Annotated in this window: 21 protein-coding genes and 1 pseudogene; 13 read left to right on the top strand and 9 right to left on the bottom strand. The window is 63.8% G+C overall.

Annotated features, from left to right (window positions below; all coding sequences use genetic code 11):
* Nucleotides 1–29: 29 nt before the first annotated feature.
* Complete coding sequence (locus AC0L18_RS27565) at nt 30–701, top strand: hypothetical protein (RefSeq protein WP_473495023.1); 672 nt, start codon at nt 30–32, stop codon at nt 699–701.
* A 9-nt stretch (nt 702–710) separates the two neighbouring features.
* Here the strand turns inward: AC0L18_RS27565 and AC0L18_RS27560 are convergent, their stop codons facing one another.
* On the bottom strand, nt 711–1163 hold the full coding sequence (locus AC0L18_RS27560; RefSeq protein WP_473495022.1) for a nucleoside deaminase: 453 nt from the start codon (nt 1161–1163) through the stop codon (nt 711–713).
* Nucleotides 1164–1340: 177 nt separating this feature from the next.
* Between AC0L18_RS27560 and AC0L18_RS27555 the strand changes: the two genes are divergently transcribed.
* The 5 genes from AC0L18_RS27555 (at nt 1341) to AC0L18_RS27535 (ending at nt 7730) form a co-directional block, all read left to right on the top strand.
* Nucleotides 1341–3299, top strand: coding sequence for a pseudouridine synthase (locus AC0L18_RS27555; protein WP_473495021.1), 1959 nt, complete (start codon nt 1341–1343; stop codon nt 3297–3299).
* Nucleotides 3280–3834: a 16S rRNA (guanine(966)-N(2))-methyltransferase RsmD gene (rsmD, locus tag AC0L18_RS27550; protein WP_473495020.1), complete on the top strand. Its 555-nt coding sequence runs from the start codon at nt 3280–3282 to the stop codon at nt 3832–3834. Before AC0L18_RS27555 ends, rsmD begins: the two co-directional genes overlap by 20 nt.
* 93 nt (nt 3835–3927) lie before the next feature.
* A complete protein-coding gene (locus AC0L18_RS27545; RefSeq protein ID WP_473495019.1) occupies nt 3928–5292 on the top strand; it encodes a M16 family metallopeptidase in 1365 nt (454 codons plus the stop codon).
* A 265-nt stretch (nt 5293–5557) separates the two neighbouring features.
* Complete coding sequence (locus tag AC0L18_RS27540) at nt 5558–6808, top strand: M16 family metallopeptidase (RefSeq protein WP_473495018.1); 1251 nt, start codon at nt 5558–5560, stop codon at nt 6806–6808.
* Nucleotides 6809–6845: 37 nt separating this feature from the next.
* Complete coding sequence (locus AC0L18_RS27535; RefSeq protein WP_473495017.1) at nt 6846–7730, top strand: patatin-like phospholipase family protein; 885 nt, start codon at nt 6846–6848, stop codon at nt 7728–7730.
* Nucleotides 7731–7844: 114 nt separating this feature from the next.
* Here AC0L18_RS27535 and AC0L18_RS27530 read toward each other — a convergent pair whose 3' ends face one another.
* The 3 genes from AC0L18_RS27530 to AC0L18_RS27520 form a co-directional block, all read right to left on the bottom strand.
* Nucleotides 7845–8660 (bottom strand): ADYC domain-containing protein, encoded by an 816-nt coding sequence (locus AC0L18_RS27530; RefSeq protein ID WP_473495016.1) that lies wholly within the window; start codon nt 8658–8660, stop codon nt 7845–7847.
* Between the two features lie 100 nt (nt 8661–8760).
* Nucleotides 8761–9231 (bottom strand): hypothetical protein, encoded by a 471-nt coding sequence (locus AC0L18_RS27525; RefSeq protein ID WP_473495015.1) that lies wholly within the window; start codon nt 9229–9231, stop codon nt 8761–8763.
* Nucleotides 9232–9339: 108 nt separating this feature from the next.
* Nucleotides 9340–9726: a hypothetical protein gene (locus AC0L18_RS27520; protein ID WP_473495014.1), complete on the bottom strand. Its 387-nt coding sequence runs from the start codon at nt 9724–9726 to the stop codon at nt 9340–9342.
* Here AC0L18_RS27520 and AC0L18_RS27515 point away from each other — a divergent pair.
* Nucleotides 9719–10246, top strand: coding sequence for a cation diffusion facilitator family transporter (locus tag AC0L18_RS27515; protein WP_473495013.1), 528 nt, complete (start codon nt 9719–9721; stop codon nt 10244–10246). The genes AC0L18_RS27520 and AC0L18_RS27515 overlap by 8 nt on opposite strands.
* Nucleotides 10247–10300: 54 nt before the next feature.
* Here AC0L18_RS27515 and AC0L18_RS27510 read toward each other — a convergent pair whose 3' ends face one another.
* Nucleotides 10301–11014 (bottom strand): response regulator, encoded by a 714-nt coding sequence (locus AC0L18_RS27510; RefSeq protein ID WP_473495012.1) that lies wholly within the window; start codon nt 11012–11014, stop codon nt 10301–10303.
* A complete protein-coding gene (locus tag AC0L18_RS27505) occupies nt 11011–13554 on the bottom strand; it encodes a hybrid sensor histidine kinase/response regulator (protein WP_473495011.1) in 2544 nt (847 codons plus the stop codon). The genes AC0L18_RS27510 and AC0L18_RS27505 overlap by 4 nt, the downstream gene beginning before the upstream one ends.
* 289 nt (nt 13555–13843) lie before the next feature.
* Between AC0L18_RS27505 and AC0L18_RS27500 the strand changes: the two genes are divergently transcribed.
* A complete protein-coding gene (locus AC0L18_RS27500; protein WP_473495010.1) occupies nt 13844–14545 on the top strand; it encodes a response regulator transcription factor in 702 nt (233 codons plus the stop codon).
* A gap of 11 nt (nt 14546–14556) precedes the next feature.
* Here AC0L18_RS27500 and AC0L18_RS27495 read toward each other — a convergent pair whose 3' ends face one another.
* Nucleotides 14557–15708 (bottom strand): helix-turn-helix transcriptional regulator, encoded by a 1152-nt coding sequence (locus AC0L18_RS27495; protein WP_473495009.1) that lies wholly within the window; start codon nt 15706–15708, stop codon nt 14557–14559.
* A 357-nt stretch (nt 15709–16065) separates the two neighbouring features.
* Between AC0L18_RS27495 and AC0L18_RS27490 the strand changes: the two genes are divergently transcribed.
* Nucleotides 16066–16425 carry a hypothetical protein gene (locus tag AC0L18_RS27490; protein WP_236371360.1) on the top strand — a complete coding sequence of 120 codons (360 nt, stop codon included), beginning with the start codon at nt 16066–16068 and terminating at the stop codon, nt 16423–16425.
* Between the two features lie 75 nt (nt 16426–16500).
* Entirely contained in the window at nt 16501–16932 is a 432-nt protein-coding gene (locus AC0L18_RS27485; protein WP_473495008.1) for a c-type cytochrome, read from the top strand.
* Nucleotides 16933–16956: 24 nt separating this feature from the next.
* Here the strand turns inward: AC0L18_RS27485 and AC0L18_RS27480 are convergent, their stop codons facing one another.
* Together AC0L18_RS27480 and AC0L18_RS27475 are read right to left on the bottom strand one after the other, a co-directional pair.
* Nucleotides 16957–18198 (bottom strand): CapA family protein, encoded by a 1242-nt coding sequence (locus tag AC0L18_RS27480; protein ID WP_473495007.1) that lies wholly within the window; start codon nt 18196–18198, stop codon nt 16957–16959.
* Between the two features lie 397 nt (nt 18199–18595).
* Nucleotides 18596–19492: an MBL fold metallo-hydrolase gene (locus AC0L18_RS27475; protein ID WP_473495006.1), complete on the bottom strand. Its 897-nt coding sequence runs from the start codon at nt 19490–19492 to the stop codon at nt 18596–18598.
* 165 nt (nt 19493–19657) lie between these two features.
* Here AC0L18_RS27475 and AC0L18_RS27470 point away from each other — a divergent pair.
* The 3 genes and pseudogenes from AC0L18_RS27470 (at nt 19658) to AC0L18_RS27460 (ending at nt 23414) form a co-directional block, all read left to right on the top strand.
* Nucleotides 19658–20565: pseudogene (locus tag AC0L18_RS27470) on the top strand (LysR family transcriptional regulator).
* Between the two features lie 461 nt (nt 20566–21026).
* A complete protein-coding gene (locus tag AC0L18_RS27465) occupies nt 21027–22385 on the top strand; it encodes a phosphatase PAP2 family protein (RefSeq protein ID WP_473495005.1) in 1359 nt (452 codons plus the stop codon).
* A gap of 501 nt (nt 22386–22886) precedes the next feature.
* Nucleotides 22887–23414: a YHS domain-containing (seleno)protein gene (locus AC0L18_RS27460; protein ID WP_473495004.1), complete on the top strand. Its 528-nt coding sequence runs from the start codon at nt 22887–22889 to the stop codon at nt 23412–23414.
* Nucleotides 23415–23535: the final 121 nt, after the last annotated feature.

Here is a 23535-nt window from a genome sequence, read left to right as displayed (position 1 = left end):
AGAGGCTGTCTAGAGTGGGACTTTTTGGCATGACCGAAAGAACTTGCGCGCGCGTTGCGCTGCTGGCGCCACTTGTCGCATCCGGCCTGGCCCTGTCCGGCTGTATGGGCTCGCCGACCTACGGGACCGACAAGACCGCCTCCGCCCAGCTTGCCGGCGATCTGACCAGCGCTTTTTCAGTCATGCCGAAGAACAAGGAAAAGATCGACTACAAGCCGCGCCCCGAATTGGTGAAGCCGGCGCCGGGCCAGAAGCAACTGCCGCCGCCGCAGGACAGCGCCACGGCAAGCGCCGATTGGCCGGAATCGCCCGAGCAACGCCGCGCTCGCCTGCGCGCCGAGGCCACGCTCAATCAGGACGATCCGTCCTACCAGGCGCAGATCGTCGATGACGTGCAGACGGATCCGGCGGCGATCAAGGCTGCGATGAAGGAGTCGGGTTCCGATCATCCGCCGGCCTGGAAGCCGGCGGATTCGGACAAGGGCCGCGCCGCCGAGGTCAAGCGCCGCCTCGCCGAACAAAAGCAGGGTGACCCGAACACCCGCAGATATCTGAGCGAGCCGCCGGTGCAATATCGCGCCGCTGCCGCCACCGCGCCGGTCGACGACCTCGGCGAGGACGAGTACAAGAAAGCACGCCGCCTCAAGAGGGAAGCGGCCGCCAAGAACAAGAGCGGCATGTTCGATTGGCTGCCCTGGTAGGCGCCGACGCTACGGTTCGCGTCGCTCCCTGAAGAAATCCTTCAGAAGCAGCGCCGCGTCGCTCTCGGCCATGCCTGGATAGATGTCCGGCGCATGGTGGCAGGTTGGTGAGGCGAAGAAGCGCACGCCGTTGACCACAGCACCGCCCTTCTCGTCGGCGGCGCCGAAATAAAGCCGGCGCAGCCTGGCGAAGGAAATGGCGCCGGCGCACATGGCGCAGGGCTCGAGCGTCACATAGAGATCGTGACCGGTGAGCCGTTCGCTCGACAGCTTGCGGCAGGCCTCGCGGATCGCCAGCATCTCGGCATGGGCCGTGGGATCTGCAAGCTCGCGAGTGCGGTTGCCGGCACTGGCAACGACCGTATCGCCGCTGGCGATGACCGCGCCGACCGGCACTTCGCCGCGCAGGGCGGCGGCTTCAGCCTCCTCCAGCGCCAGCGCCATGAAATCCGGCCGCTTCAAGCGGTTTCCATTCCTATTATCTCCTCGCTACTCCGGCATGATCCTGTTATCTAGCGCATGACCCCGAAAACCGGAATTGGTTTTCGGAAGGGATCATGCGCCAAATCAAAGTCCTACAGCGTCCTTTGCGCGTCCGTATGGACGCGCGGCGCTGTAGTGCAAACGAGCAAAGGCCAAATGGACGACAAAAACAAGAAATTCCCGCGCCAAAAGGGTCCGGGCAAGACCGGCCCGAAACCGTCGGGCCCGCGTGGTCGTGATCCCGCTGCTGGCAAAGGCGGTAAGCCATCCTTCGGCGCGAAAAAACCTTACGCGCCGCGCGGTGACCGCCCAATGGCGGCTGACGGCGAGCGGCCGAAGCGCGACTCCAAGAGTGGCGAACGGCCGTTCAGCAAGGGGCCGCGCCCTGACGGCAAACCCTATGAAAAGCGTGAGGGGCCGCGCAAGCCATACGCGCCGCGCGGCGATCGCCCGATGGCGGCTGACGGCGAGCCGCCGAAGCGTGACTTCAAGGCTGGCGACCGGCCGTTCAGCAAGGGGCCGCGTCCGGAAGGCAAGCCTTACGAGAAGCGCGAAGGGCCGCGAAAACCGTACGCGCCGCGCGGCGACCGGCCGGCGGCTGCCGAAGGCGAGCGCAGCGAAAGGCGCTTCGACCGTCCCAAGGGAGACTTCAGCGATCGCCCAAAACGCGACTTCGGCGATCGGCCCAAGCGCGATTTTGCCGGTGATCGGCCCCAAGGGGCATCGGGCGGCTTCAAACCGCGCCCGCGTCCCGCCGAAGCGACGGAAGAGGCTGGTGAGCGCATTGCCAAGCGGCTGGCCCGCGCCGGTCTTGCCTCGCGTCGCGATGCCGAGGAGCTGATCGCGGCCGGCCGCGTCAAGGTCAATGGAAGGGTGCTGTCCTCGCCGGCCTTCAATGTGATGCCTGGCGACATCATCCATCTCGACGGCATGGAGATCCCGCCGATCGAGCGCACCCGGCTGTTCCTGTTCCACAAGCCGGCCGGCGTCGTCACCACCAATCGTGATCCCGAGGGCCGCAAGACCGTCTTCGACGTGCTGCCGGCCGACCTGCCGCGGCTGATGACCATCGGCCGGCTCGATATCAACACCGAAGGCCTGCTGCTGCTCACCAATGACGGCGGGCTGGCGCGCGTGCTCGAACTGCCGGCGACCGGCTGGCTCAGGCGCTACCGCGTGCGCGTCCACGGCAAGGTCGAGGAAAGTGCGCTCGCCGGCTTGCGCGAAGGCATCGCGGTCGACGGCGTCTTCTATGGCGCCATCGAGGCGACGCTCGACCGCGAGCAAGGCACCAACGCCTGGCTGACGCTTGGCCTGCGTGAAGGCAAGAACCGCGAGGTCAGGAACATACTGGGCTCGCTTGGCCTCGACGTGACGCGACTGATCCGCATTTCCTACGGACCGTTCCAGCTCGACGACCTGCCCGAGGGCCATGTGCTGGAGATCAAGGGCCGGGTGCTGCGCGACCAGCTCGGCGAACGCCTGGTCGAGGAGTCCGGCGCCAATTTCGACGCTGACATCACCAAGCCGTTTTCCAACAGGCCGGTGCGGCGCGAAGCGGTGCGGGAAGAGGAGCCAGCGCGGCCGAAATTCACCCGCGATGGCGAACGCCGTCCGATCGGCGAAGGCGGATTGATCAAGAACCGCAAGCGCCGCGAAGGCAGCCGCGACGAGGCGCTGGGCAAGCTGTCGACAAGTCCCGGCAGAAGCTTCGGGCCGGAAAAGAGCTTTGCCGATCGCGGCCCCAAATCTGAACGTAGCGGGCCGGGCGGCTTCGGCGGCAAACCGGGCGGCGGGAAAAAGTCCGAACGCGAGCAGCGCCCGATCGAGCCGCCGGGCCAGCGCAAGGCCAATGTCTGGATGGCGCCCGGCGCGCGGCCGATCGGCAAGGGCAGGGCGGACGCCGATGCCGCCAGGGCGGCCGAAGCCAAGGAACGCAAGGCCTCGTTCAAGCCGTCTTATGGCAAGCCCGCCCATGGAGGGGGAAAACCCGGAGGCGCAAAGCCGTTCGGAAAGCCGCGTGGCGAACGCCCAAATGATGGCGGCAAAGGCGGCGACCGGCCGCGCAGCGGCCCCAAGGGATCCAGGGGAGGCAATGCGGATCGTCGGCGGTGAGTTTCGCGGGCGTCCGCTGGCGACGCCCCGCTCAAGCGCCATCCGCCCGACCACCGACCGCACCCGCGAGGCTGTCTTCAACGTGCTGGCGCATCGTTTCCCCGACAGGCTGGTCGGCGCGCGGGTGCTCGACCTGTTCGCCGGCACCGGCGCGTTCGGCCTCGAGGCGCTGTCGCGCGGCGCATCTTATGGCGTCTTCATCGAAGAATCGGCGGAAGGGCGCGGCCTGATCCGCACCAATGTCGAGGGTTTCGGCCTCACCGGGCGTACCAAGATATTCCGTCGCGACGCTACGGCTCTGGGCGAGGCGGGCACGATGGCCGCGTTCGGCCTGGTGTTCGCCGACCCGCCCTATGGCAAGGGCCTGGGTGAGCGTGCCTTGCGCTCGGCCAAGGCCGGCGGCTGGCTCGTCCCCGGCGCGCTCTGCGTCGTCGAGGAGGCGGCTGCGGCGCCGTTCGAGGCAGGGCCGGGCTTTTCGGTTGTCGACGAGCGAAGCTATGGCGAGACCGTCATCCGCTTTATCGAGGTTGGATGAAGGGAGCGCAGCGCCTTCAAATGACGAACAAATCAATTTGCCTGTGGCGATACCCCCGCCTATCGTCCCACCCCATGACAACCGGAGTCGTTAATGACATCTCAGGCTGATTGGCTGCGCGGTACGCTTTTTGCGCTGGCTCTTGTGATGACCGGGCCGGTTCTGGCCGACAACAAGCCGGACGACGGCAAGGTGACGAGTTTCCTGCTCGACAACGGCATGGAGGTCGTTGTCATCCCCGATCGCCGCGCACCGATCGTCACTCATATGGTGTGGTACAAGATCGGCAGCGCCGATGAGCCGCCGGGCAAGTCCGGCATCGCCCATTTCTTCGAGCATCTGATGTTCAAGGCGACGACCAACCATGCGGCCGGCGCGTTCGACCGCGCCGTCTCCGCCATCGGCGGTTCGAACAACGCTTTCACCTCCTATGACTACACCGCCTTTTACGAGACGGTGGTGCCGCAGGCGCTCGAGCAGATGATGGATTTCGAGGCCGATCGCATGCGCAACCTCATCCTCAACGACGACGTCATCGCCACCGAGCGCGACGTCATCCTCGAGGAACGCCGCTCGCGCATCGACAGCAATCCGCAGGCAGTGCTCGGCGAGGAGGTCGACGCCACGCTCTGGCAGAACCAGCCCTATCGCATTCCGGTGATCGGCTGGATGCAGGAGATGGAGAAGCTGAACCGCGCCGACGCCAAGGCTTTTTACGACAAATACTACACGCCCAACAACGCCGTGCTGGTGGTGGCCGGCGATGTCGAGCCGCAGGTGGTCAAGGCGCTGGCCGAAAAGACCTATGGCAAGGTCGCGCGTGGTCCAGACCTGCCGCCGCGCATCCGTCCGGTCGAACCCGAGCAGAACACCAGGCGCACGGTGACGCTGGCTGACGCGCGTGTCAGCGTGCCGAACTTTTCGACGCAATGGGTGGTTCCCTCCTATCACACCGCAAAGCCGGGCGAAGCGGAAGCGCTGGACCTGCTGGCGGAGATCCTTGGCGGCGGCAGCCGCAGCCGGCTGTACCAGCAGCTTGTCGTCAAGCAAGGCATTGCCGCCGAGGCCGGCGCCTTTTTCCAGGGCACCATGCTCGATGCCACCAACTTCACCGTCTATGGCGCGCCGCGCGGCGACGCCAAGCTGGCCGATGTCCAGGCGGCGGTCGAGGCCGAGGTCGCCCGCATCGCCAGCGAGGGCGTCGCATCAGGCGAGTTGGAGAAGGCCAAGGATCGTTTCGTCCGCTCGATGATCTTCGCTCGCGACAAGCAGGATTCGATGGCCAACATCTACGGCGCGACGCTCGCCACCGGCGGCAACGTCAGGGATGTCGAGGAATGGCCGGGCCGCATCCGCAAGGTCACCGCCGATGAAGTCAGGCAGGTTGCGGCGCGCTATCTCAATCTCAACCATTCGACATCAGGCTATCTCTTGCCGCAGACACAGGCAGGGAATTGAGGTGATGAGGAACCAGCATAGCCGCGACTTCCCTTCTCCCCTTGTGGGAGAAGGTGGCCTCGCGAAGCGAGGTCGGATGAGGGGTGTTCCAGCTTGGCACCGACGTCGTTCCGGCCAGCACCCCTCAACCGTCTTGGCGCTGCGCGCCAATCCACCTTCTCCCACAAGGGGAGAAGGGAGAGCCGCGCGTGTTGCCATCCCTTTAGTTACCCTGCTCCTCTCCCTCGTCTTCCTCGTCCTGCCGGCGCTTTCCGCTCGTGCGGCCATGAGCATCCAGGAGGTGACGTCGTCAAAGGGCATCACCGCCTGGCTGGTGGAGGACTATTCCGTGCCGCTCGTCGCCATCCGCTTCGCCTTCGACGGCGGCACGACGCAGGATCCCGCTGGAAAGGTGGGCCTTGCCAATCTGATGAGCGGCCTGTTCGACGAGGGGGCCGGCAATCTCGACAGCGAGTCCTTCCAGATCAAGCTCGACGACGTCGGCGCAGAGATGAGCTTCGAAGCGGCGCGCGACGGCACCTATGGCTCGATGCGCATGCTTGCCGAGCAGCGCGACGCGGCGTTCGACCTGTTGCGGCTGGCGGTCACAGAGCCGCGTTTCGACCAGGCGCCAATCGACCGCATCCGCGCGCAAGTGCTGTCCGGCATCATCGCCAACGAGCTTGACCCGGACACGCTCGCCCAGCGCAAATGGCTGGAGGCACTATACGGCACCCATCCCTATGCGCGGCCCGAAGAGGGCACCAGGCAAAGCATCGCCACCATCACGCCGGACGATCTCATCGCCTTTCACAAGGCGAATTTTGCTCGTGATGGCCTGCATGTGGCGGTGGTCGGTGCCATCGATGCCGAGACGTTGAAGAAAAAGCTCGATCTCGTCTTTGGCGGCCTGCCGCAGCATCAGGCGCTCAGCGCGGTCGCCGATGTCGATCCGAAACTCAACCAGCAGCTCGAGGTCAATTACGATCAGCCCCAGACGTCGCTGCAACTCGCCTATCCCGGCGTCGAGCGGAGTGCGCCGGATTTCTTCGCTGCGGTTCTGATGAACGAGATCCTCGGCGGCAGCGCCTTCACCTCGCGGCTGTTCGAGGAGGTGCGTGAAAAACGCGGTCTGGCCTACAGCGTCAGTTCCGACCTGGTCGACCACCAGCACGCCAACGCCCTGGCCATCACCACGGCGACCCGCGCGGACCGGGCGGCCGAGACTTTGGCTGTCGTGCGCGAGGTGGTGAAGCGCATGGCCCAGGAAGGGCCGACCGAAGCGGAACTGGCGGCGACCAAGAAATACTTGATTGGCGCCTACGCCATCAACAATCTGAACTCCTCCGCCGCCATCGCCGCGACGCTGCTCGAGCTGCAGCTCGACAAGCTCGGCAGCGACTATATGCAGCGCCGCGCTGCCCTCATCAACGCGGTGACGCTGGATCAGGTCAAGGCGGCGGCGAAAAAGCTGCTTTCCGCCGAGCCGGCCGTCATGGTCGTCGGGCCGAAGCACGGCGAGGCCAAGGAGGAATGAGCCCAAATGGGGGGCAGGGCCAAATGAGGGGCAGGGGATGAGCCCGAGCTTCGGCATCGCCTTCGGCGGCGGCGGCGCGCGCGGGCTGGCGCATATCCATGTCATCGAGGTGCTGGACGAGCTGGGTATAAGGCCGGTCGCGATATCAGGCTCATCGATCGGCGCCATCATGGGCGCCGGCATGGCTTCGGGCATGGCCGGCAGCGACATTCACCACTACATGCGCTCGATCCTCGGCCGCCGCGCCGAGGTGGCGGCGCGCATGTGGCGGGCGCGGCCAGGCACCTTTGCCGAGGCGCTGAAGGGCGGGCTGGGTGTCACCCAGTTCAATGTCGAGCGCATCCTCAAGGCATTCATGCCCGACGCCATACCCGAAAGCTTCGCCGAGCTGAAAATACCGTTGAAGGTGACGGCAACGGATTTCTTCGGCCATAAGCTCGCCGTGCTGCGCGACGGCGACCTGCATTCAGCGCTTGCCGCCTCTGCGGCTATTCCCGCGGTATTCCGACCGGTGATGCGCGACGGCAGGCTGCTGATCGACGGCGGCATCTACAATCCGGTGCCGTTCGACCTGATCGAGGACGACGCCGACATCATAATCGCCGTCGACGTCGTTGGCGCGCCGGCCAAAGGCGGGCGCAAATACCCGACCTCCGTCGACCTGATGTTCGGCGCCACGCAATTGATGATGCAGTCGATCATCGCCGCCAAGCTGAGGCAATGCCAGCCGGACATACTGGTCAGGCCGGCGGTGTCGAAATACCGCGTGCTCGATTTCATGAAGATCGACGCCTTGATGGCCGAAACGGCTGATATCAAAGACGAGCTGAAGCGGGAGATCGAGAAGGCGGTGGAGGCGCGGGCCAAGGTCGACACGAGCAAGCGCCCCAAGCAGGTTGGGGGCGTGGCGCGAAAAGTTTGACGCCTGGTGGCCTCAATCGAACGAGGCCACTGCGATAAGCCCAGCAGACCCTTTCGCGATATGACTATTCCGCAACCGCCTGAACCGTTCGCCGGTCGATCGAACGGTTGAGGATCAGCGCCCCGGCATGGCTTTCGCACGCTGTTCGCGGCTGTTGCCGCACATCCGGCAGATCGCAGCCAGCCCCCCCTCCATCGTGAGCACGTCGGGTATTCTGGTGTGGCTGACGCAAAGCGCACCGTCGGCACCCCACGCCGCTTCGAACGACATATTAGGCGCGGCCTCGTCCTGTTGGATGCCCTTGCGGTCGTAGATCACGATCGGCGCCCCGTTGCGGGTATGGCCGACGCCATCGCCGCAATAATCGGCGCGGATCATACGGGTGCATGCCTGGTGATGATCCCACAGCGGTGTGCCGTCCGGCGACTTTTCCCAGGGCCGATATCCGAAGCGCACGCATTTCGCCTGCGCGCCGCCGGTGCAGGTAATGCTGAACGCAGTGTCGGACGGCAAATGGCGGCCGTCCTGCGTCCAGGTGCCGGCGAGCGGAAAGCCCATGCGCCGGCCCTCGATGTCCGGTTCGCAAATGTTGCGCCATGCGCCGCTAGCCGCGTCGCGGGTCGACATGGCGTAGAGCATCACCCCGCCATCCGGATTCCTCGGATCGATCTCGACCGCGTCGATGCGCAGCGGCACCTGGTCTTGTCCATCGCCAATCGTCAGGACGGCGCCGACGAGATCGTCTTGAGCGACAATGCGACCGTCTTCCGTCGTCACCTCGAACCTTGTGCCGACGACGGAGATCGAGCTGATCGCGTGCCCGGTCCCGGCATTGGCCGAGGGCACTGCTGCCATGCTGGAAATGGCTGCGGCGACGGCGACCAATGCGCGGCGGCCGATATGGGCGAGGCGGTTTCTGTAGGCTGACATTGTTGGCTCCTGACGGCAGGTTTTGCTAATGAAACGCGGCCAACGAGAACGGACAGCAACGCCATCCGTTCCATTGACGACGGACGCCTAGGTCCGGACCTTAACGCCTCGGCGTGGGGGTCGGCCGGTCATGGTTGCTCCCGGCGCCGCTGCCGGTGTCGTGCTGGCCAGACGGAAGGCCGCTGCTTTTCTTGCCAGCGGTCGAGGATTGGACGTTGCCCTTCTGGACAGCCGGCAAACCGCGATCGTTCGGGTCAAAGACGGAGCGGTCGTTCGGGTCAACAACGGAGCGCTCGTTCGGGTCAATGACGGACTTGCCGGCCGGAGCGAGACTTTTCGCCAGAACGATGCCTTCGGCGTGCACGCCGTTGAGTGCAAGGACGCCGAGGCCATTCGCGAAAATCGCGTTGCTGGTTAGCGAGTTGCTCGTCACCGCATTGGTGGTTATCGCATTGTATGTCAGGCCGTTCAGCGATTTGCCGTTCGAGCCTTCCGGTCCCCCGGCGCTGGCCGGTGCGGCGAGGCAGGCCATTGCCGAGGCAGCGGCCATGTAAGTCTTGAAGCGATTCAATCTTGATTTCCTTTTCGTTTTCAGCGGAGCCGTCCTCTCGGTTCGCTCCATGGGGCGGCTTTTCGCTCCCGTCTGTTTCGGACGAATGCCGAATTCGTCCGAATTGTTTCAGTTGTTGCGATCCGCCCGGTCCTGCGCTCGATGAGCGAGCGTCCGCTTCGTCGTCATGCAGAAAGGCATGCCGCCCCGCGTCAGCATCCCCTCGAATAACCAATTGCGGCGTGCGCCCGCCGCGGCGACACAAAGGAAACCTTCAGCCGGCAAATCGGCAAATCCGCGCAACATCCCTGCGCCATCGGTGACGCCAGAAACTAGGAGATTTCTGGCGATGCAACCTCTGCGAAAAACCAATGACCGATCGAAAGGTGCGGCGGCGCGGACGGCACGGCTGGCGGTGCTGGCCGGCACCCCTGGCCTGCTGCTGACGGCATACGCGGCGGCGACGTCCACATCGCTGACCATCCGCGCCGATCTCGCGCTGACCTTGATGGACATGCTGGTGCTGGTCTCCGTCCTGGTTGTGGCTGGCAGCATGAAACTGGGCATGAACAAGCGCCGGGCAGCCATGGCCGAGACGCTCGTCAACGCGCTGGCCGCCGTCGGCATGTGCCTTTCGATGGCGGTCGTCGCCAGCATCGCGGTCCAGCGGATCGCGGCCGGCGGCGTCGAACCGCACGGCCCCGGCGTTGTTCTCGCCATGAGCCTGAACCTGGCCTATGCGGTGGTCAATTTGTGGATCCTGCGCCGATGGAAGGCCCGCAACTTGGCTGCCGCGTCGGCGCTGGCCCGCGCGCAAATCTGCCTGTTCTCTGACAAGCTCTCGTCGAACCTGCTCATCGCCGCATCGCTCGCAACAGCCATGATCTGGCAAGGCACGATGATGGCCCGCTTCATCGATCCGATTGCCGGGCTGCTGATCGCGACGATGACCGCGCGCTGGACCATTCCTGTCGTGCGAGACACTGTTCGAAGCCTGCGCCGGGAATATCGCCGGGCGCGCAGGCCGATCGCGTAGGCAAAGCCATAAACCGTACCAGCTGGACGGCTCAGCCTCTTTAAAGCTCCGTATCTAGCGGTGTCGCGCCTCGTCCTGGGCAGGCTCGTAGACATAGCCTTCGCCGCGAACCGTCACCAGGACCACCGGCGCGTCGGGTTCTGTCTCGAACTTCTTGCGCAGTCGGGTAATGCGGATGTCGATGCTCCGGTCGCCCGGCTCGAGGTCCCGGTTGTGGGCGAGCCTGCACAGCTGGTCGCGCGACAATATCTGCCGGGGATGGCGCGCGAAGACGCATAGCAGGTCGAATTCCATCGACGTCAACTGGACGTCGGCGCCGTCCGGGTCGACCATCGTGCGGCCATCAATATCGAGGATGCAGCCGCCGAAACGGATGCGGTTTTCCGGCGTCCGCTCTTCCTCGCCCAGGCGCCGGATGACGCTCCTGACACGCGCCAGAAGTTCGCGTGGTTCGAACGGCTTGGCCATATAGTCGTCGGCGCCGGCGGCAAGACCTTCCAGCCGATGCGGCAGGTCACCGACGGCGGTCAGCATCAGGATGCCGGCGCGGCTCTGCTTGGCGATTTCGCGGGCGAGGTCATAGCCGCTTTCGCCGATGAGATTGACGTCGAGAATGACCAGGTTTGGGCCAAAGCGGTCAAGCTCGGTGTGCATTCCCGCTCCATCCGCAACGGATCGGACATCGAAGCCGTGCATGAGCAGGTAATCCGACAGCATCTCGCGCAACGGCGCTTCGTCGTCGACGATGAGCAATTTCTGTTTTGTCACGCTTCGGCCTCTTCCATTGCGCTGGTCTCCATCGCCCTTAAGCGTTCCATCACGAGCCTGCGAAAGGTCTGCGGATCGAGCGGTTTCTCGATCACCGGCGCGCCCGTCTCCCCGATGAAGCGGTCAATCTCCGGTGCCAGCGTGTCGCCGGTCACGAACAGCAGCCGGCGAGTGAGCCCGGGGCGCAATTGTTCCAGCGCGCGGTAGAGGCCAGGGCCGTCGAGGCCGGGCATGCGTATGTCGCTGATCAAAAGGTTGATCCCGTCCTCGCGCACAGCCTTGAGGGCGGCATTCGCGTCGTCGGCGATGGTGACGTCGTGGCCATCGCGGCGCAGCATCTCGGCGATCATCGAGGCAATGTCGGAATCATCGTCGACCACCAGAATTCGTGCGGCCGAGGGCGCGGGCGGCATCCTGCCTGCAGCCTCGGGCGGAGCGACCGTCTCGGCTCGGCCGCTCGGAAGCCGGATCGTAAACCGTGCACCGCCGCCCTGCGTCGAATCCAGTTCTATGCTGCCGTCGTGGGCAGTCACGATACCCTGGCAGACAGATAGCCCGACCCCGGTGCCTTCGCCGGCCAATTTGGTCGTGTAAAAAGGCTCAAAAGCACGCGCGCGGACCGTCTCCGGCATGCCTGGACCATTGTCGGCGACAACGACCTCGACGACATCGTCTTCCCCGGTGGTGACAATGGTCAGCCGCCGCGGGTGCGGAACCTGCAGCAAAGCCTGCTGCGCGTTGACCACCAAGTTGGTGACCACCTGATGAAGCTGGTCCCTGTCGCCCCAGATATTGGGAAGCGGTTCCGCCAGTTCGGTGCGGATCTCGATCCCGGCCGAGCGCAGGCTGTAGCCGGCGAGTTCCAGTGAGGCAACCACGACATCATTGATGTCGACGGCGCCCCGTGTCGGCGGCTTCTTGCGGGCCATCGCCAGAAAGGTCCGGACGATGCGCGAGCATCGCTCAGCCGCGGCGTGGATCTTGTCGGCGCGTCCCACGGTTGCCTTATCCGTCGAGAATTCCTTCAGCATCGAACTGTAGCCGATGACGACGGATAGCGGATTGTTGAGTTCATGCGCCACGCCGGCCAGCAGCGAGCCGAGAGCGGCGAGCTTTTCCGACTGGTACAGCGTCTCGCGTTGGCTTGCGATCTCCGCCTCGGCCTCGCGCTGGCGGGTAATGTCGGTGACGGCGGCAAGCATGGCCGAACGGCCAGCCTGCGTGATCAGGCGCGCCGAAACCAGCGTATCGATTCTCGACCCCTGCATATTGGTCATGCCGGCTTCGAATGCGTCGACGATGCCATCCCTCAGCAACAGCCGCAGGAGATCGTCTCGCCGTGAGAGATCTTCCCACGTCGACGTCGCTTCGGCTCCGATCTGGCCGACCTCGATGCCGAGCACCTTGCGCGCCGGTTCGTTGACGAACAGGATTTCGGGCCCTTCTATTGCCGAGATGGTGATCGGCAGCGGCACGCCTTCGGCGATGGCGCGAAACTGCGCCTCCCTTTCGGCCAACAGCTTCTCGGCCTCCAGTCTGGCTTGCTCGGCCAGGACGCGATCCGAGATGTCGCGGCCGACGGACTGCACTTCGACAAGACGCCCGTCGCTGTCGAAAATGCCATGATCGTTCCAGGCGAGCCATCGGCGTGCGCCATCCGGCATCGCATTGACAAGTTCCATGCTGGCGTTCGGCGCCTGCGGCGTGAGGCGGGCAAGGTGGTCCAGGAACCTGCGCCGTTCGTCGGGCGGCAGCACATCGAGTTCGCACCAGGACGGGTCGAGAAGCTGTTCGCGTGTCATCCGGCACGCTCGGCAATAGGCGTCGTTGACGAAGCTCAAATGACCCTCTGGCGACATCCGGACGACGAATTCGGTCTGCAGCTCGACCACGCTGCGGTAGCGCTGCTCGCTGGCCTCGAGTGCCTGACGGGCGAGTTTCTGCTGGGCTATATCGCGTCCGATCGACTGTATTTCGATGAGCTTGCCGCTGTCGTCGAAGATGCCGCGATCGGTCCAATGCACGTTGATTTCGCGCCCATTGTACAGGGCGCCGGTCTCTTCCACTTCGCAAACGGGTCGGTCCGGGGTCACTCGACCGATGATTTCGTCGAAGCTGCCGAAATCGGCGGAAAACGAGTTGAAATAGTGCCAGTCCGGGCTCAGCAACTCTTCGCGTGTCTTGCCGACAAGGCGGCAATAGGCGTCGTTGGCAAAGCTCATGCGCCCATCCGGCGCGACGCGGATGATATACTCCGTCTGGGCCTCGACAACATTGCGGTAGCGCTGTTCGCTGTCGGCCAGTTCGCGCAAGGCAGTGCGGTTTTCGGCGAAGATGCCGGCGATTTCCCGCAGAAGCACGCCGTGCAAGGCGTATACCGAGACAAGCAGCCCGACAAAAATGAGCGCATAGGGAAAAAACGACTGTTGCAGCGCGTAGGACTGGTAGAGGCCGATGCCGGCGACAAGCACGAGCAGCGGCAAAACGCAGGCCGCCATCAGCAACGCGTAACGCCTGGACAGCTTGGAGGAGGTCGGCACGGCGAGGTCTCCACAGACGGATGCGCCGTCACGACGGTTGCTGTTCCCGTGCGGCCAGTGGACTGAACGGCCAACGGCCTGTCAAGCCGGCCTGCCCGGGCTTCTGCGCGACGTCTTTGAACATAACCGCAAGGATGTTTCACGATGATGCCGTACGACCGATTTCCCGGCTTCTATTGTTTCAATTGTGTCGAACCGCCAGAAATCGGCAGCAGATGGGCTGCGCTTGCGATTGACCCGGGGCAAATGCGCCCTGTAGGTTTGCGCCGTCGCTCGCCGGGGGGAACGCATGGCCGACATCATTATCGTGGACGACGAGACCGACGTGGCGTTCATGATCGCCGACTATTTGCAGGCTAAAGGCTACGGCATTCGCACGGCATCCGGCGGCGCCGAATTGCGCGAGGCGATCGCGGCGTCGAAGGCCGATCTCGTCATTCTCGACCTCAACATGCCAGGCGAGAACGGCTTTAGCCTGGCCCGCTGGCTTCGCGAGCATCACGACGCCGGCATCCTGATGCTGACCGGTGCCGATTCGGTGTTCGACAAGGTGGCGGGCCTCGAGATCGGCGCCGACGACTATCTGGCAAAACCGTTTTCACCGGTCGAGCTCGAAGCGCGGATCGCCGCGGTGCTGCGCAGGCGCAGGCCGAAGGGATCAGACAATGCCGACGCTTTGCCGGCCGGGCATTTCGCCTTCGGAACCTATGTGTTCGATGCCCGCGCGAGAAACCTCATCGACGCCGACGGCGTGGCCATTCCGCTGACGCCGATGGAGCTCGATCTGGTGGCGGCCTTCGCCACCCGGGCCGGCCAGGTCATTGGTCGCGACGAATTGCTCGATCTTGCGCCGCCCAGGGGCGACGAGCCGTTCGACCGCAGCATCGACAGCCGCATCACCCGGCTGCGCCGCCGGCTCGAAAAGGACCCGGCCAAGCCGGAACTGATCAAGACGATCCGCGGTGTGGGATACCTGTATCCAAGACGCTGAATGAGTGTGATTCAGGGACCAGGCTGCCCCGCGGGCGGAACGATCTGCATGACAAGGCGCATCAGATCGGCCTGACGGGAGGCGCCGGTCTTCTGGAAGATATTGTCGAGATGCGTCTTGGCGGTCGCGTTGGCAATATGAAGGCTGGCGGCGGTCTCGGCCAGGGTGTGCCCGGCCACAAGGCTGGCGAGCACACGGGTTTCGGCCAGCGTAAGCCCAAAGGCTCTCGCCAGCATTCCGGCGGCGTCATGCTCGTCCGGTGCATTGCCGATGAACACCGCGGCTACCGCCGCGGGTTCCATGCCGGCGCGCAGGTCGCCGCCGGCCATCGGCAGCACGCGGGCGAAGACGGGCGGCAGGCCGGATTCAGTGAGGAGGACGGCAAGCCCTGTCTTGCCGATGCTGACCTCATCCTGAGCCGCAAGCATGATGGCGCTGTGAAGCTCCCTGGAAGCCGACGGGATCTTCGCTTGCAGAATGCCCCGGACATCCTGGATCGGGCCGCCGCTCTGCAGCATGTGCTTGGCCGAGCGGTTGGCGTGCAGGACGGCGCCACGTTCATTGGTGAGGACCACGGCGCATGTGAGCGCATCGAGCGCTTCGGCCATTCCTGCGCGCTCGACAGTGCCGATGTCCAGCATGTTGCTGATTATCACCGAACGGCGCACATGCGGCAGCAACAGTCTGCCAAGCTTGATTTCCCGCTCGGTGATAATGCCTTGCCGCTTATGTCGGGCAACGGCGAAGCCGGCAAGGCGGGTAGGGGTGTGGATCAGGAAGAACGACATGACGTCGACCAGGCCTTGCGGCTTCAAGCACTCCTGAAAATACCGGGAGGTTTCCAGGTAAGTTTGAGGGATATGGCGTGAGACCACATGCGGCATATCGAGCGAAGGCCATGTCGAGAGATCCTCAAGCAGCCGGGCGTGGATCTCGGGGATATATTTCGCCTGTTGCTCCAGCCAGTATGGCTCTATTCCCACGGTCCTGTAGATCAGCAGCCGGTCGTTGGCGAGGTCGTCAAGCTGCAGCACCGCAGTCTGGGCGTCGAGCGCATCCCTAATCCCAGCCAGCGCGTGCTCCCATCGCCCCGGGTCGAGTGCGCAATCGTAGATCGAGCCGATCAGCTTCGACAGATCATGATGCGACAATGCCTTGGCCATCGACGGCCCCCCGCATGTCGACAGCGCGTCCGACGCGGAAAGCAGCGCGCTCTCACAGGTGCTCTCGCCTCTCCAAGTTTTAGCGATCGCTTAAATTCCGATTATCTCCCCCAAACAGGGGATGCGCAAGCACCCGGGCGGTGAAATACTCGCGCCCCAGAAGATAAGGTCACACTTAACTGTGACAACCAGTGCGGTTCTGCGCGTTCCTGGCTCGCGGGCCTTCGCCACTGTGATTCAGCCGGGGGGACTAATCAAGAATTCTGCCTGCGTGCGCCGACTATCACGGCGCGCGAGCATCTATTGCTGAAACCTTGAGCCGGGCTTGTCCCGGACAATTCGGGATGGAGCAGCATTATGTACAGATACATTGCTTTTGCAGCACTTTGCATGGCGGCGATGCCCGCGCATGCCGGCGAGCTTGGAGCCATGAAGGCTGAAAGCATCGATCTCGCCGGCTTCCTTGGTGTCGTCTATTATACGCCTCAGGAGGACGGCTATCGGGTGGTCACCACAATCGCGCAGGGCGAGGCTGGCTTGCCGGTGCGTTTCGTGGCGACACTGACCGAGAACCAGATAGTCGCGGTCTCCGTGCCGGGCAAGCTGGGAGAGTCGGACCAGATCATCGAGATATCGCGTGTCGGCGGCAAGCTTGTCGTCAGCCCGCATCCGATAGACGGGATCGTGGTTTCTACCCCGAAGCTCGCCGTCGACTGATCCAGGGTTGAGTGATCCAACATCAGTGATCCAACATCGAGTGGTCCCGGGGCATGCGCGTTGCGGCGGCGCTGGATGAGCCTGCAACATGGGCGACAGACGATGTCTCCATGGTTCGTCCTGGCTGTTGTTGTCTTTACCGTTGCCGCCGGCTTCGCCGCGTCTTCGCAGGTTGAGCTGGCCCCTGGCAAGTTCTACGAGGCTGTCGGCAACAAGGTCGATGCGCGAACCTATAACGGTTTTCGTCGCTACCATGGCAGCTGCAATCACTGCCATGGCCCCGACGGCATGGGCTCGACCTTCGCCTCGGCGCTTGTCGACCGGCTGCCCGGCATCGAGGTCTTTCGGCGCAATGTTCGCGACGGCGTGCGCAGCGGCGCTTCGGTGATGAAGGGCTTCGCCGACGATCCCAATGTCGCTCCTTACATCGACGACATCTACGCCTATTTGCAGGCCCGCGCCGACGGTGCGCTTGGCCGGGGTCGGCCCGAGAGGCTTGAAAATTAGTGCCGCTGGCTTACCGCAGGCGCTTCACCAAAGCACGGTGAGACGGTTATCGCTCCCGAGCGCCACATGCGTGCCGAAAGGTGAGCACTCGCGCTCAAGCATGGCAGCGAGCCAGGCGGTATCTTCGCGCAGGGCGCGGTTTAGCCGGAACCGGGCGAGCTGGAACGGCACCAGCTCGAGCGCAACAAGCGTACCGCCCGGTACGGCGAGCCGCGGCAGGTACATCAGCGCAAGCTCACCACGAAACGTTTCGTTGCCGGTGATTCCCTCATAGTCGGTGAGGAAGTCGCCGCATCCGTAGAGGATCAGCCGGCCGTGATGGATTTCGATCGGCTTGGGATGATGGGAGGAGTGCCCATGCACGACATCGAAACCTGCAACATCGATGAGAGCATGGGCAAGCGCGCGTTCTTTCGCCGGGACTTGGTAGCCCCAGTTGCCGCCCCAGTGGATCGAGGCCACCGCGAGGTCGCCAGGTTGTTTTATGGCCAGCACGGATCGGGCGATCTGCTTGAGCGACCGGGCCGAGACATCCGCCAGCAAATTGACGCCTGGCTTATAAGCTCCGGCTGCCCATGAAGCTGGAACGCCGCTCGACTCCAGCGCGAAGCCGAAGACCAGCACGCGGCCCCCGCCGGCCGGTTCAATGACGGCAGGCGCCGCCGCCTCGTCCGCGTCAAGCCCGGCCCCGGCACAGGCCAGGCCGGCAAGCCGCAGCGTATCGAGGGTCTCGACGAGGCCAGGCTCATCCCAGTCGAGCACATGGTTGTTGGCGAGCACGCAGCAGTCTATCCGTGCCGCCGCCAGGCAGCCGATGTTTGCCGGGTTCATCTTGTAATTGATCCCCTTGGGCGCCAGGGACAGGCTGGTGGTGATGCTGGTCTCGAGATTGATGATCCGCGCGTCGGGCGCTTCACGATCCAAGTCGCTAAGCGCATCGCCCCAGACATACGCCTCGTCGACCTTTCTCGGAATAGGGCCGTTGACGCGTTCGGCAAGCTCGACATAGGTCGTCGCCGATTTGACATAGCGCTCGCCAAGGTGCGGATCGCCGGGACTGGCGAGGATTTGGTCGATGCCGCGCCCGAGCATCACGTCGCCGCACAGGAACAGTTTTGCGCTGCTTCGGACGGACCATTCAGATCCTGCGGCGGCGTTGTTCGCGATCTGCGGCATCGCTCCCGAATCTCCTGCGTGCCAACACCCGGTGACCCCAAGGGGTTCCCAGCCAATTTGCGCGGATCGCATTTCGCGCCGCGAGATCAACCTGCTCGTCGACCACAGCCAGATCGTGCAGCTCGAGGCGCATCGCTCCGGCACCTGGGTAACCAAGGGCACTGGGGCGGATTCAGAATATCGGGTGAGGGGGCTGAGCGGCCTCGAACGGCAATCACCCCAGGTTTGCGCTGCCCCTCATCGCCCTGCCGGGCACTTCTCCCAGTATAGCCGAGGCTTCGCTCTACGATGTACCCCCACCCCTAACCCTCCCCACAAGGGGGAGGGACACTTCTGCTGGCGCTGACCTCGGCAAATTGCCTGTCTTTCCAAAGGGAAAGTGAGGGCGCGCGGCAGCGTTCCCTCCCCCTTGTGGGGAGGGTTAGGGTGGGGGTCCATCTTCGCAAGAATCCCCATTGGAGCGCGGCTTCATTCCAGCTTGGCGCTCTCAGCCCCACTTCATCTCGCCGGTGGCGACCTTGGAGCCGATGTCGAGCGCCACGCCCATGCCGAGGCCGGGGAAGCGGGCTTCCATGGCGCCCTTGAGCGCGGCCGCGTCCTTAGCCTTGGCCAGTTCTTCCTCGAAGGCGATGAGATAGGTTTTGGTGTGCTCGACGCCCGAAAGGTCGGTGGCGGCCTGCGGCGTCATGTGGCCGGGCACGACGATCTCAGGTTTGCTGGACGCGATCTTTTCGAGATTGGCGAGCCAGGCGGCGCGCTGTTCCTTGCTCGACGTGTCGGCGGTCCAGACATGCACGCCGGAAAAAATCATCACCCCGCCGAACACGGCATTCAGCGACGGCACCGAGAGATAGCGCCGGTTGGCAAGGCCTTCGGCGTCGACGATCTCGATGGTCTCGCCATCGACGGTGAGCGTCTTGCCGTCGAAGACTTCGGGGATCACGACATCGGCGAGCGCCTGCGGGCCATTCTCCTTGAGCTGCGGCCCCCAGACGGCGATTTTCTTGTCGACGCTGCCATTGATGGCGGCCACCGTCTCGGCAGCGGCGATCACCCGTGCCTGCGGAAAAACCTGCTTGATCGGCTTGAGGCCGAAATAATAGTCCGGGTCGGACTGGCTGACATAGATGGTGGTGAGCGTCTTGCCGGTCGCCTTGATTGCCTCGGCCACGGCGCGGCCGTCGGAATAGGTGAAACCGCCGTCGATCAGCAGCGCCTCGGAGGCGCCGGTGGCCAGCACCGGGGCGCGAAAGAAGCCGTTTTCGCCGGCCGGAAAATGTTTCCAGGAAAGCCCGCCAGCCGCATGGGCAAGCCCGGCGGGATCGAAGACGGCGGCGGCGCCGGCGGCGAGGGTGGTTTTCATGATGGCTCTCCGTGTGAACATGGATCTCTCCTGGGCTTGAGAATGCGGAATTCGGGCGGGCGCATCTTCCGGCGCAGCCTCGATGCCGGGAAGATGGCAGAGGCGGAATGCGTATTGAAGGCCAACAAAATAGACGTAATGTATGCCATTGCCTGACAATGAGGTCGCATTAGCCATGAGCCGCGCATGAACCTGAACCGGCTGGCCTATTTCGCTGCGGTGGTCGACGCCGGCTCGTTCACGCGGGCCGCCGAGCGGCTGGGCATAACCAAGGCGGTCGTCAGCCAGCAGGTGGCGCGGCTGGAGCGTGATGTCGGAACGACGCTGCTGATCCGCACGACGCGGCGCGTCCATCCGACCGAGGCCGGCCGGACATTCCATGCCCGCTGCCTGCAGGTTCTGCAGCAGGCCGAGGCTGCCTTCGACGAGCTCGCGCAGGCCGCCGCCGAGCCGACCGGCACGCTGCGCATCGCCGCGTCCAACGATTACGGCACCTCGGCGGTGGTGCCGGTGGTCGCCGCCTCAGCGCGCGCTACCCCGCCTGCCGGGTGGAGCTGACGCTGGGCGACGAGACGATCGACCTGGCGTCTGGTGGGATGGACGTGGCGATCCGCGTCGGCTGGCTGGCCGATTCCAGCCTGCAGGCGCGGCGGATCGGCACATTTGGGCAATTCATGGTGTGCGGTGCCGAGTTCGCCGGGCGCTTCAGGGCCGGCGAACCAGACTTGGCCGGACTGCCCTTCGTCGCCAACATGGCGCTGCGCGAACCGCTGCTATGGCAATTTTCGCGCGGCGACGATGAGCATGAGGCTGTGCGCATGCAGGCAACGATCGCCATCGACGCGACGCCGGCAGTGCTGGCGGCCGTCCGCGCCGGCGCCGGCCTGTCGGTGCTGCCGGATTTTTTGGTGCGGGATGAGTTGGCCACGGGGCGGCTCGTCCAGGTCCTGCCCGAGTGGCGGCTGCCCTCCGGCGGCATCTACACGGTCTACCCCGCCGCACGGTTCCGCCCGCCCAAAGTGACGAGGTTTGTCGAGATGCTGATTGCGGCTGAGCAGAAGGCAGAGTCAGGCGGGCAGGGGCGCCAAGGCTGAAGCTGCCGATCTCCCCCCTTGTGGGGGTTGAGCAGTGGTCCGCGCAACGGACGGAAAGCCAATTGCTTGGCTTTCCGAACGACGAAAGCCGGCAGGCCAGAGGGGAGCGCTGTCCCGCCAACCTATCAGCGAATTGCATAGCGTAACCGCGCAAGTTCCCAGCCCATCACAGTTTGCCCTACTGCAGCTTGAACGCTGACTTCGTGAACACGATCTCGGTGCTGACTTGCGCCTTGGTCAAAGTGCCAGTCGATGTGGCCGGCAGGATAGGAAGTGGGTGCAAATCAGGAAGACAGTGGCCTTCGGACGTGCTCTTTCACAACGCTGCCGGGCTCTAACTATTATCCTTTTACCCGGCAGCGTTGTGGCAGTTATAATTAGACTTGGCTAAAATAAAGGTGGAAGAGCCGTGAAAACGGAAAACCCTCCGTCTTTGGCGGGGCAACCTATGGGAGGCTCGCATGCTTAGCGGTTTTGGCAAGGCCTGCGCAGTAATCCTTTTTTCAGGGAACTGCGCTTTCGCCCAATCGGATTTGATAGAACCAGAAGCTGGAACGTGGAAGACGTGGGTAATCACGTCTGGCGAGGACTTCCGAGTCCCGCCGCCGCCTGACGCCTCCGCCGCAGCAGCCGAATTGGCACAGATGCGGGATCTCTTGGCGCAAAAGGATCCGGCTGCCGCCGACAAAATCACCTTCTGGGACGCCGGCTCGCCTGGGTACCGATGGATCGATCTGGTCAACAATCGCCTTCTCGAGAACCAGCAGATTCCAAATGCGCACCGCCTCTACTCCTATTTGACGATGGCGATGTACGACGCCACCATTGCTGCCTGGGACGCGAAGTACTTCTACAATCGGCCGCGCCCGAGCGAGGCGGATGCGACACTGGCGACTGCGCTGCCGCCGCCGCGGAGTCCCTCCTATCCATCCGAGCATGCCGCAGCCGCCGGAGCTGCCGCGACCGTTCTTTCTTATTTCTTTCCCGAAGAGACATCGTCGTTCAAGGCAATGGCCGAAGAAGCGGCACAGTCGCGTGTCCTTGCCGGTGTCCAGTTCCCAAGCGATTCTTCCGCCGGCCTGGAGTTGGGGCGCAGGGTCGCAGAGCAGGTGATTGCGCGGGCAAAGGCCGATGGCTCCGATGCAGCGTGGAGCGGCACTGTTCCGACCGGGCCGTGCATGTGGGTCGGGAACAAACCCGCCAATGTAAACATGCCAAACTGGAAGCCGATCGTGCTGGCTGCACCCGATGAATTCAGGCCGCCGGCGCCGCCCGACTGCCAGTCCCCGGCCGTAAAGGCCGAGATGGACGCAATCCGACAGTTTGAACGAAAATTCCCTAGCAGCTACAAAGCGTTCTACTGGCAAAGCCCATCCGGCCTGTTCACCGACTGGTATGACTATGCCAGCAAGTGGATGTTCGAGGACAAGACGGATACGAACCCGCCGCGTGCCGCGCGGGCTTACGCGATGCTCGCAACGGTCTATTACGACGCCTACATTGCAAGCAACGACGGGAAGTACGCCTATTGGTATCTGCGGCCCAACATGCTTGACGCGAGCATCACTCCCCTGTTCGCGGTGCCAGCTCATCCCAGTTACCCGTCGAACCACTCCACGCTCTCGACTGCCCGATGCGAGGTCCTGGCGTACCTGTTTCCCGGCCATGCGGAGTTCATCCGCGCGGTTGGCAAAGAGGCGGGTGATTCCCGCGTCTGGGCAGGCATCCACTATGAAATGGACAACCGGGCCGGCGCCGCGCTCGGTAAAGCGGTCGCGGGGAAATTTATTGAGCGGGCGAGAAAGGACGGAGCTGACTAGCGGAAGGAGAGGACACCTGCTCGACGTTCGAAACCTTCTTTGCCGATCGCCGGTCGAGGCCAAAGGGTAGAACGGAACTTTGTTCGCCACGTATCAGAAAGTTGCAGGCGCCACGCGCCTTCATCTTCTGACGCTTTGTGGACGTGAGACGCAACAGGGCTTCCAAGTTGCCGTTCCCCTGCGCCCCGATCTATAGACCCGCTTCGGAGTCGACTCGTGACATTGGCTGCGTCCGGCGCAAACGTCAGCAGGTGGCGCAATCGAGGCGACCCGTGGTTTTAACCGCTCTGCACGCGGAAGAAGCCGTTGGAGGACTAGGTTGGGTGGGAAGCAGTCCCTCAATGCGATGAGCACGAATGACCGCGATGCGGACTAAGCAGACGAAGAATGGGGCCCGGCGCCCCTGCAATGGGCGCCGGCCTCACCACACTCGCACTCCGAAAATCTCCGAAACGTGTTGCGGCCGAGCGCTACAAGAGCGATAATTAGTGCCCGAACGGAATGACGCAGACGGTTTCGCTTGCCGCGGGGCTGGTAGCGGCCCGGGACGGTGAAATCAGGGAATTCGCCATGCACAATGTCTCTCGGCGAAATGCCATTCGCTTCGTTCTGGCGGTCACAGCCGCCCTGTTTGCAACCTCGATGCCCTCTTTTGCCACGGAAGCGGTTCCGCTGGCGATCAAGGGTTATGACCCGGTCGCCTATTTCACCATCGGAAGCCCCACGCGCGGGCTGCCGGAGATCGAGTACGAATGGGATGAGCACCGCTACCTCTTCGCGAACGCCGAGCATCGCGAGCTTTTCAAGGCCGATCCTGTTCGCTACGCGCCAGAGTTCGGAAATTTTTGTGCAATGGCGCTGGCCCTGGGCGAGCTCGACGAGGCCAACCCGGAGAACTGGCTGATCAGCGACGGAAAGCTTTATATTTTCGGCAAACCGGCCCCGATGGGACCCGCGCTCTTCCAGCAGGACCTTGCTGCGAACATCGCGAAGGCCAACCAGAACCGCGCGCTACTTCAAGGACATTAGCGGTTCATTCTCTCGGCCGGTGGCAGGTCGCCTGTGACGGGGTAGTCGACCGTGAACAATCTTGATCGCTAAGCGGCAAGCTGCTTCGGCCGGTTCAGGAACGCGGCGATCAAGAGCCACA

It is taken from the genome of Mesorhizobium sp. WSM4819, assembly GCF_055811215.1.
This window is presented reverse-complemented; position numbering and strand designations above follow the sequence as displayed.

What these genes read in the sequence shown, in the direction of transcription:
- AC0L18_RS27565 (WP_473495023.1), top strand. Translation starts at nt 30, where the DNA reads ATGACCGAAAGAACTTGCGCGCGCGTTGCGCTGCTGGCGCCACTTGTC.
- AC0L18_RS27555 (WP_473495021.1), top strand. Translation starts at nt 1,341, where the DNA reads ATGGACGACAAAAACAAGAAATTCCCGCGCCAAAAGGGTCCGGGCAAG.
- rsmD (WP_473495020.1), top strand. Translation starts at nt 3,280, where the DNA reads ATGCGGATCGTCGGCGGTGAGTTTCGCGGGCGTCCGCTGGCGACGCCC.
- AC0L18_RS27545 (WP_473495019.1), top strand. Translation starts at nt 3,928, where the DNA reads ATGACATCTCAGGCTGATTGGCTGCGCGGTACGCTTTTTGCGCTGGCT.
- AC0L18_RS27540 (WP_473495018.1), top strand. Translation starts at nt 5,558, where the DNA reads ATGAGCATCCAGGAGGTGACGTCGTCAAAGGGCATCACCGCCTGGCTG.
- AC0L18_RS27535 (WP_473495017.1), top strand. Translation starts at nt 6,846, where the DNA reads ATGAGCCCGAGCTTCGGCATCGCCTTCGGCGGCGGCGGCGCGCGCGGG.
- AC0L18_RS27530 (WP_473495016.1), bottom strand. Translation starts at nt 8,660, where the DNA reads ATGTCAGCCTACAGAAACCGCCTCGCCCATATCGGCCGCCGCGCATTG.
- AC0L18_RS27515 (WP_473495013.1), top strand. Translation starts at nt 9,719, where the DNA reads ATGGACATGCTGGTGCTGGTCTCCGTCCTGGTTGTGGCTGGCAGCATG.
- AC0L18_RS27520 (WP_473495014.1), bottom strand. Translation starts at nt 9,726, where the DNA reads ATGTCCATCAAGGTCAGCGCGAGATCGGCGCGGATGGTCAGCGATGTG.
- AC0L18_RS27500 (WP_473495010.1), top strand. Translation starts at nt 13,844, where the DNA reads ATGGCCGACATCATTATCGTGGACGACGAGACCGACGTGGCGTTCATG.
- AC0L18_RS27495 (WP_473495009.1), bottom strand. Translation starts at nt 15,708, where the DNA reads ATGGCCAAGGCATTGTCGCATCATGATCTGTCGAAGCTGATCGGCTCG.
- AC0L18_RS27490 (WP_236371360.1), top strand. Translation starts at nt 16,066, where the DNA reads ATGTACAGATACATTGCTTTTGCAGCACTTTGCATGGCGGCGATGCCC.
- AC0L18_RS27485 (WP_473495008.1), top strand. Translation starts at nt 16,501, where the DNA reads ATGAGCCTGCAACATGGGCGACAGACGATGTCTCCATGGTTCGTCCTG.
- AC0L18_RS27475 (WP_473495006.1), bottom strand. Translation starts at nt 19,492, where the DNA reads ATGTTCACACGGAGAGCCATCATGAAAACCACCCTCGCCGCCGGCGCC.
- AC0L18_RS27465 (WP_473495005.1), top strand. Translation starts at nt 21,027, where the DNA reads ATGCTTAGCGGTTTTGGCAAGGCCTGCGCAGTAATCCTTTTTTCAGGG.
- AC0L18_RS27460 (WP_473495004.1), top strand. Translation starts at nt 22,887, where the DNA reads ATGACGCAGACGGTTTCGCTTGCCGCGGGGCTGGTAGCGGCCCGGGAC.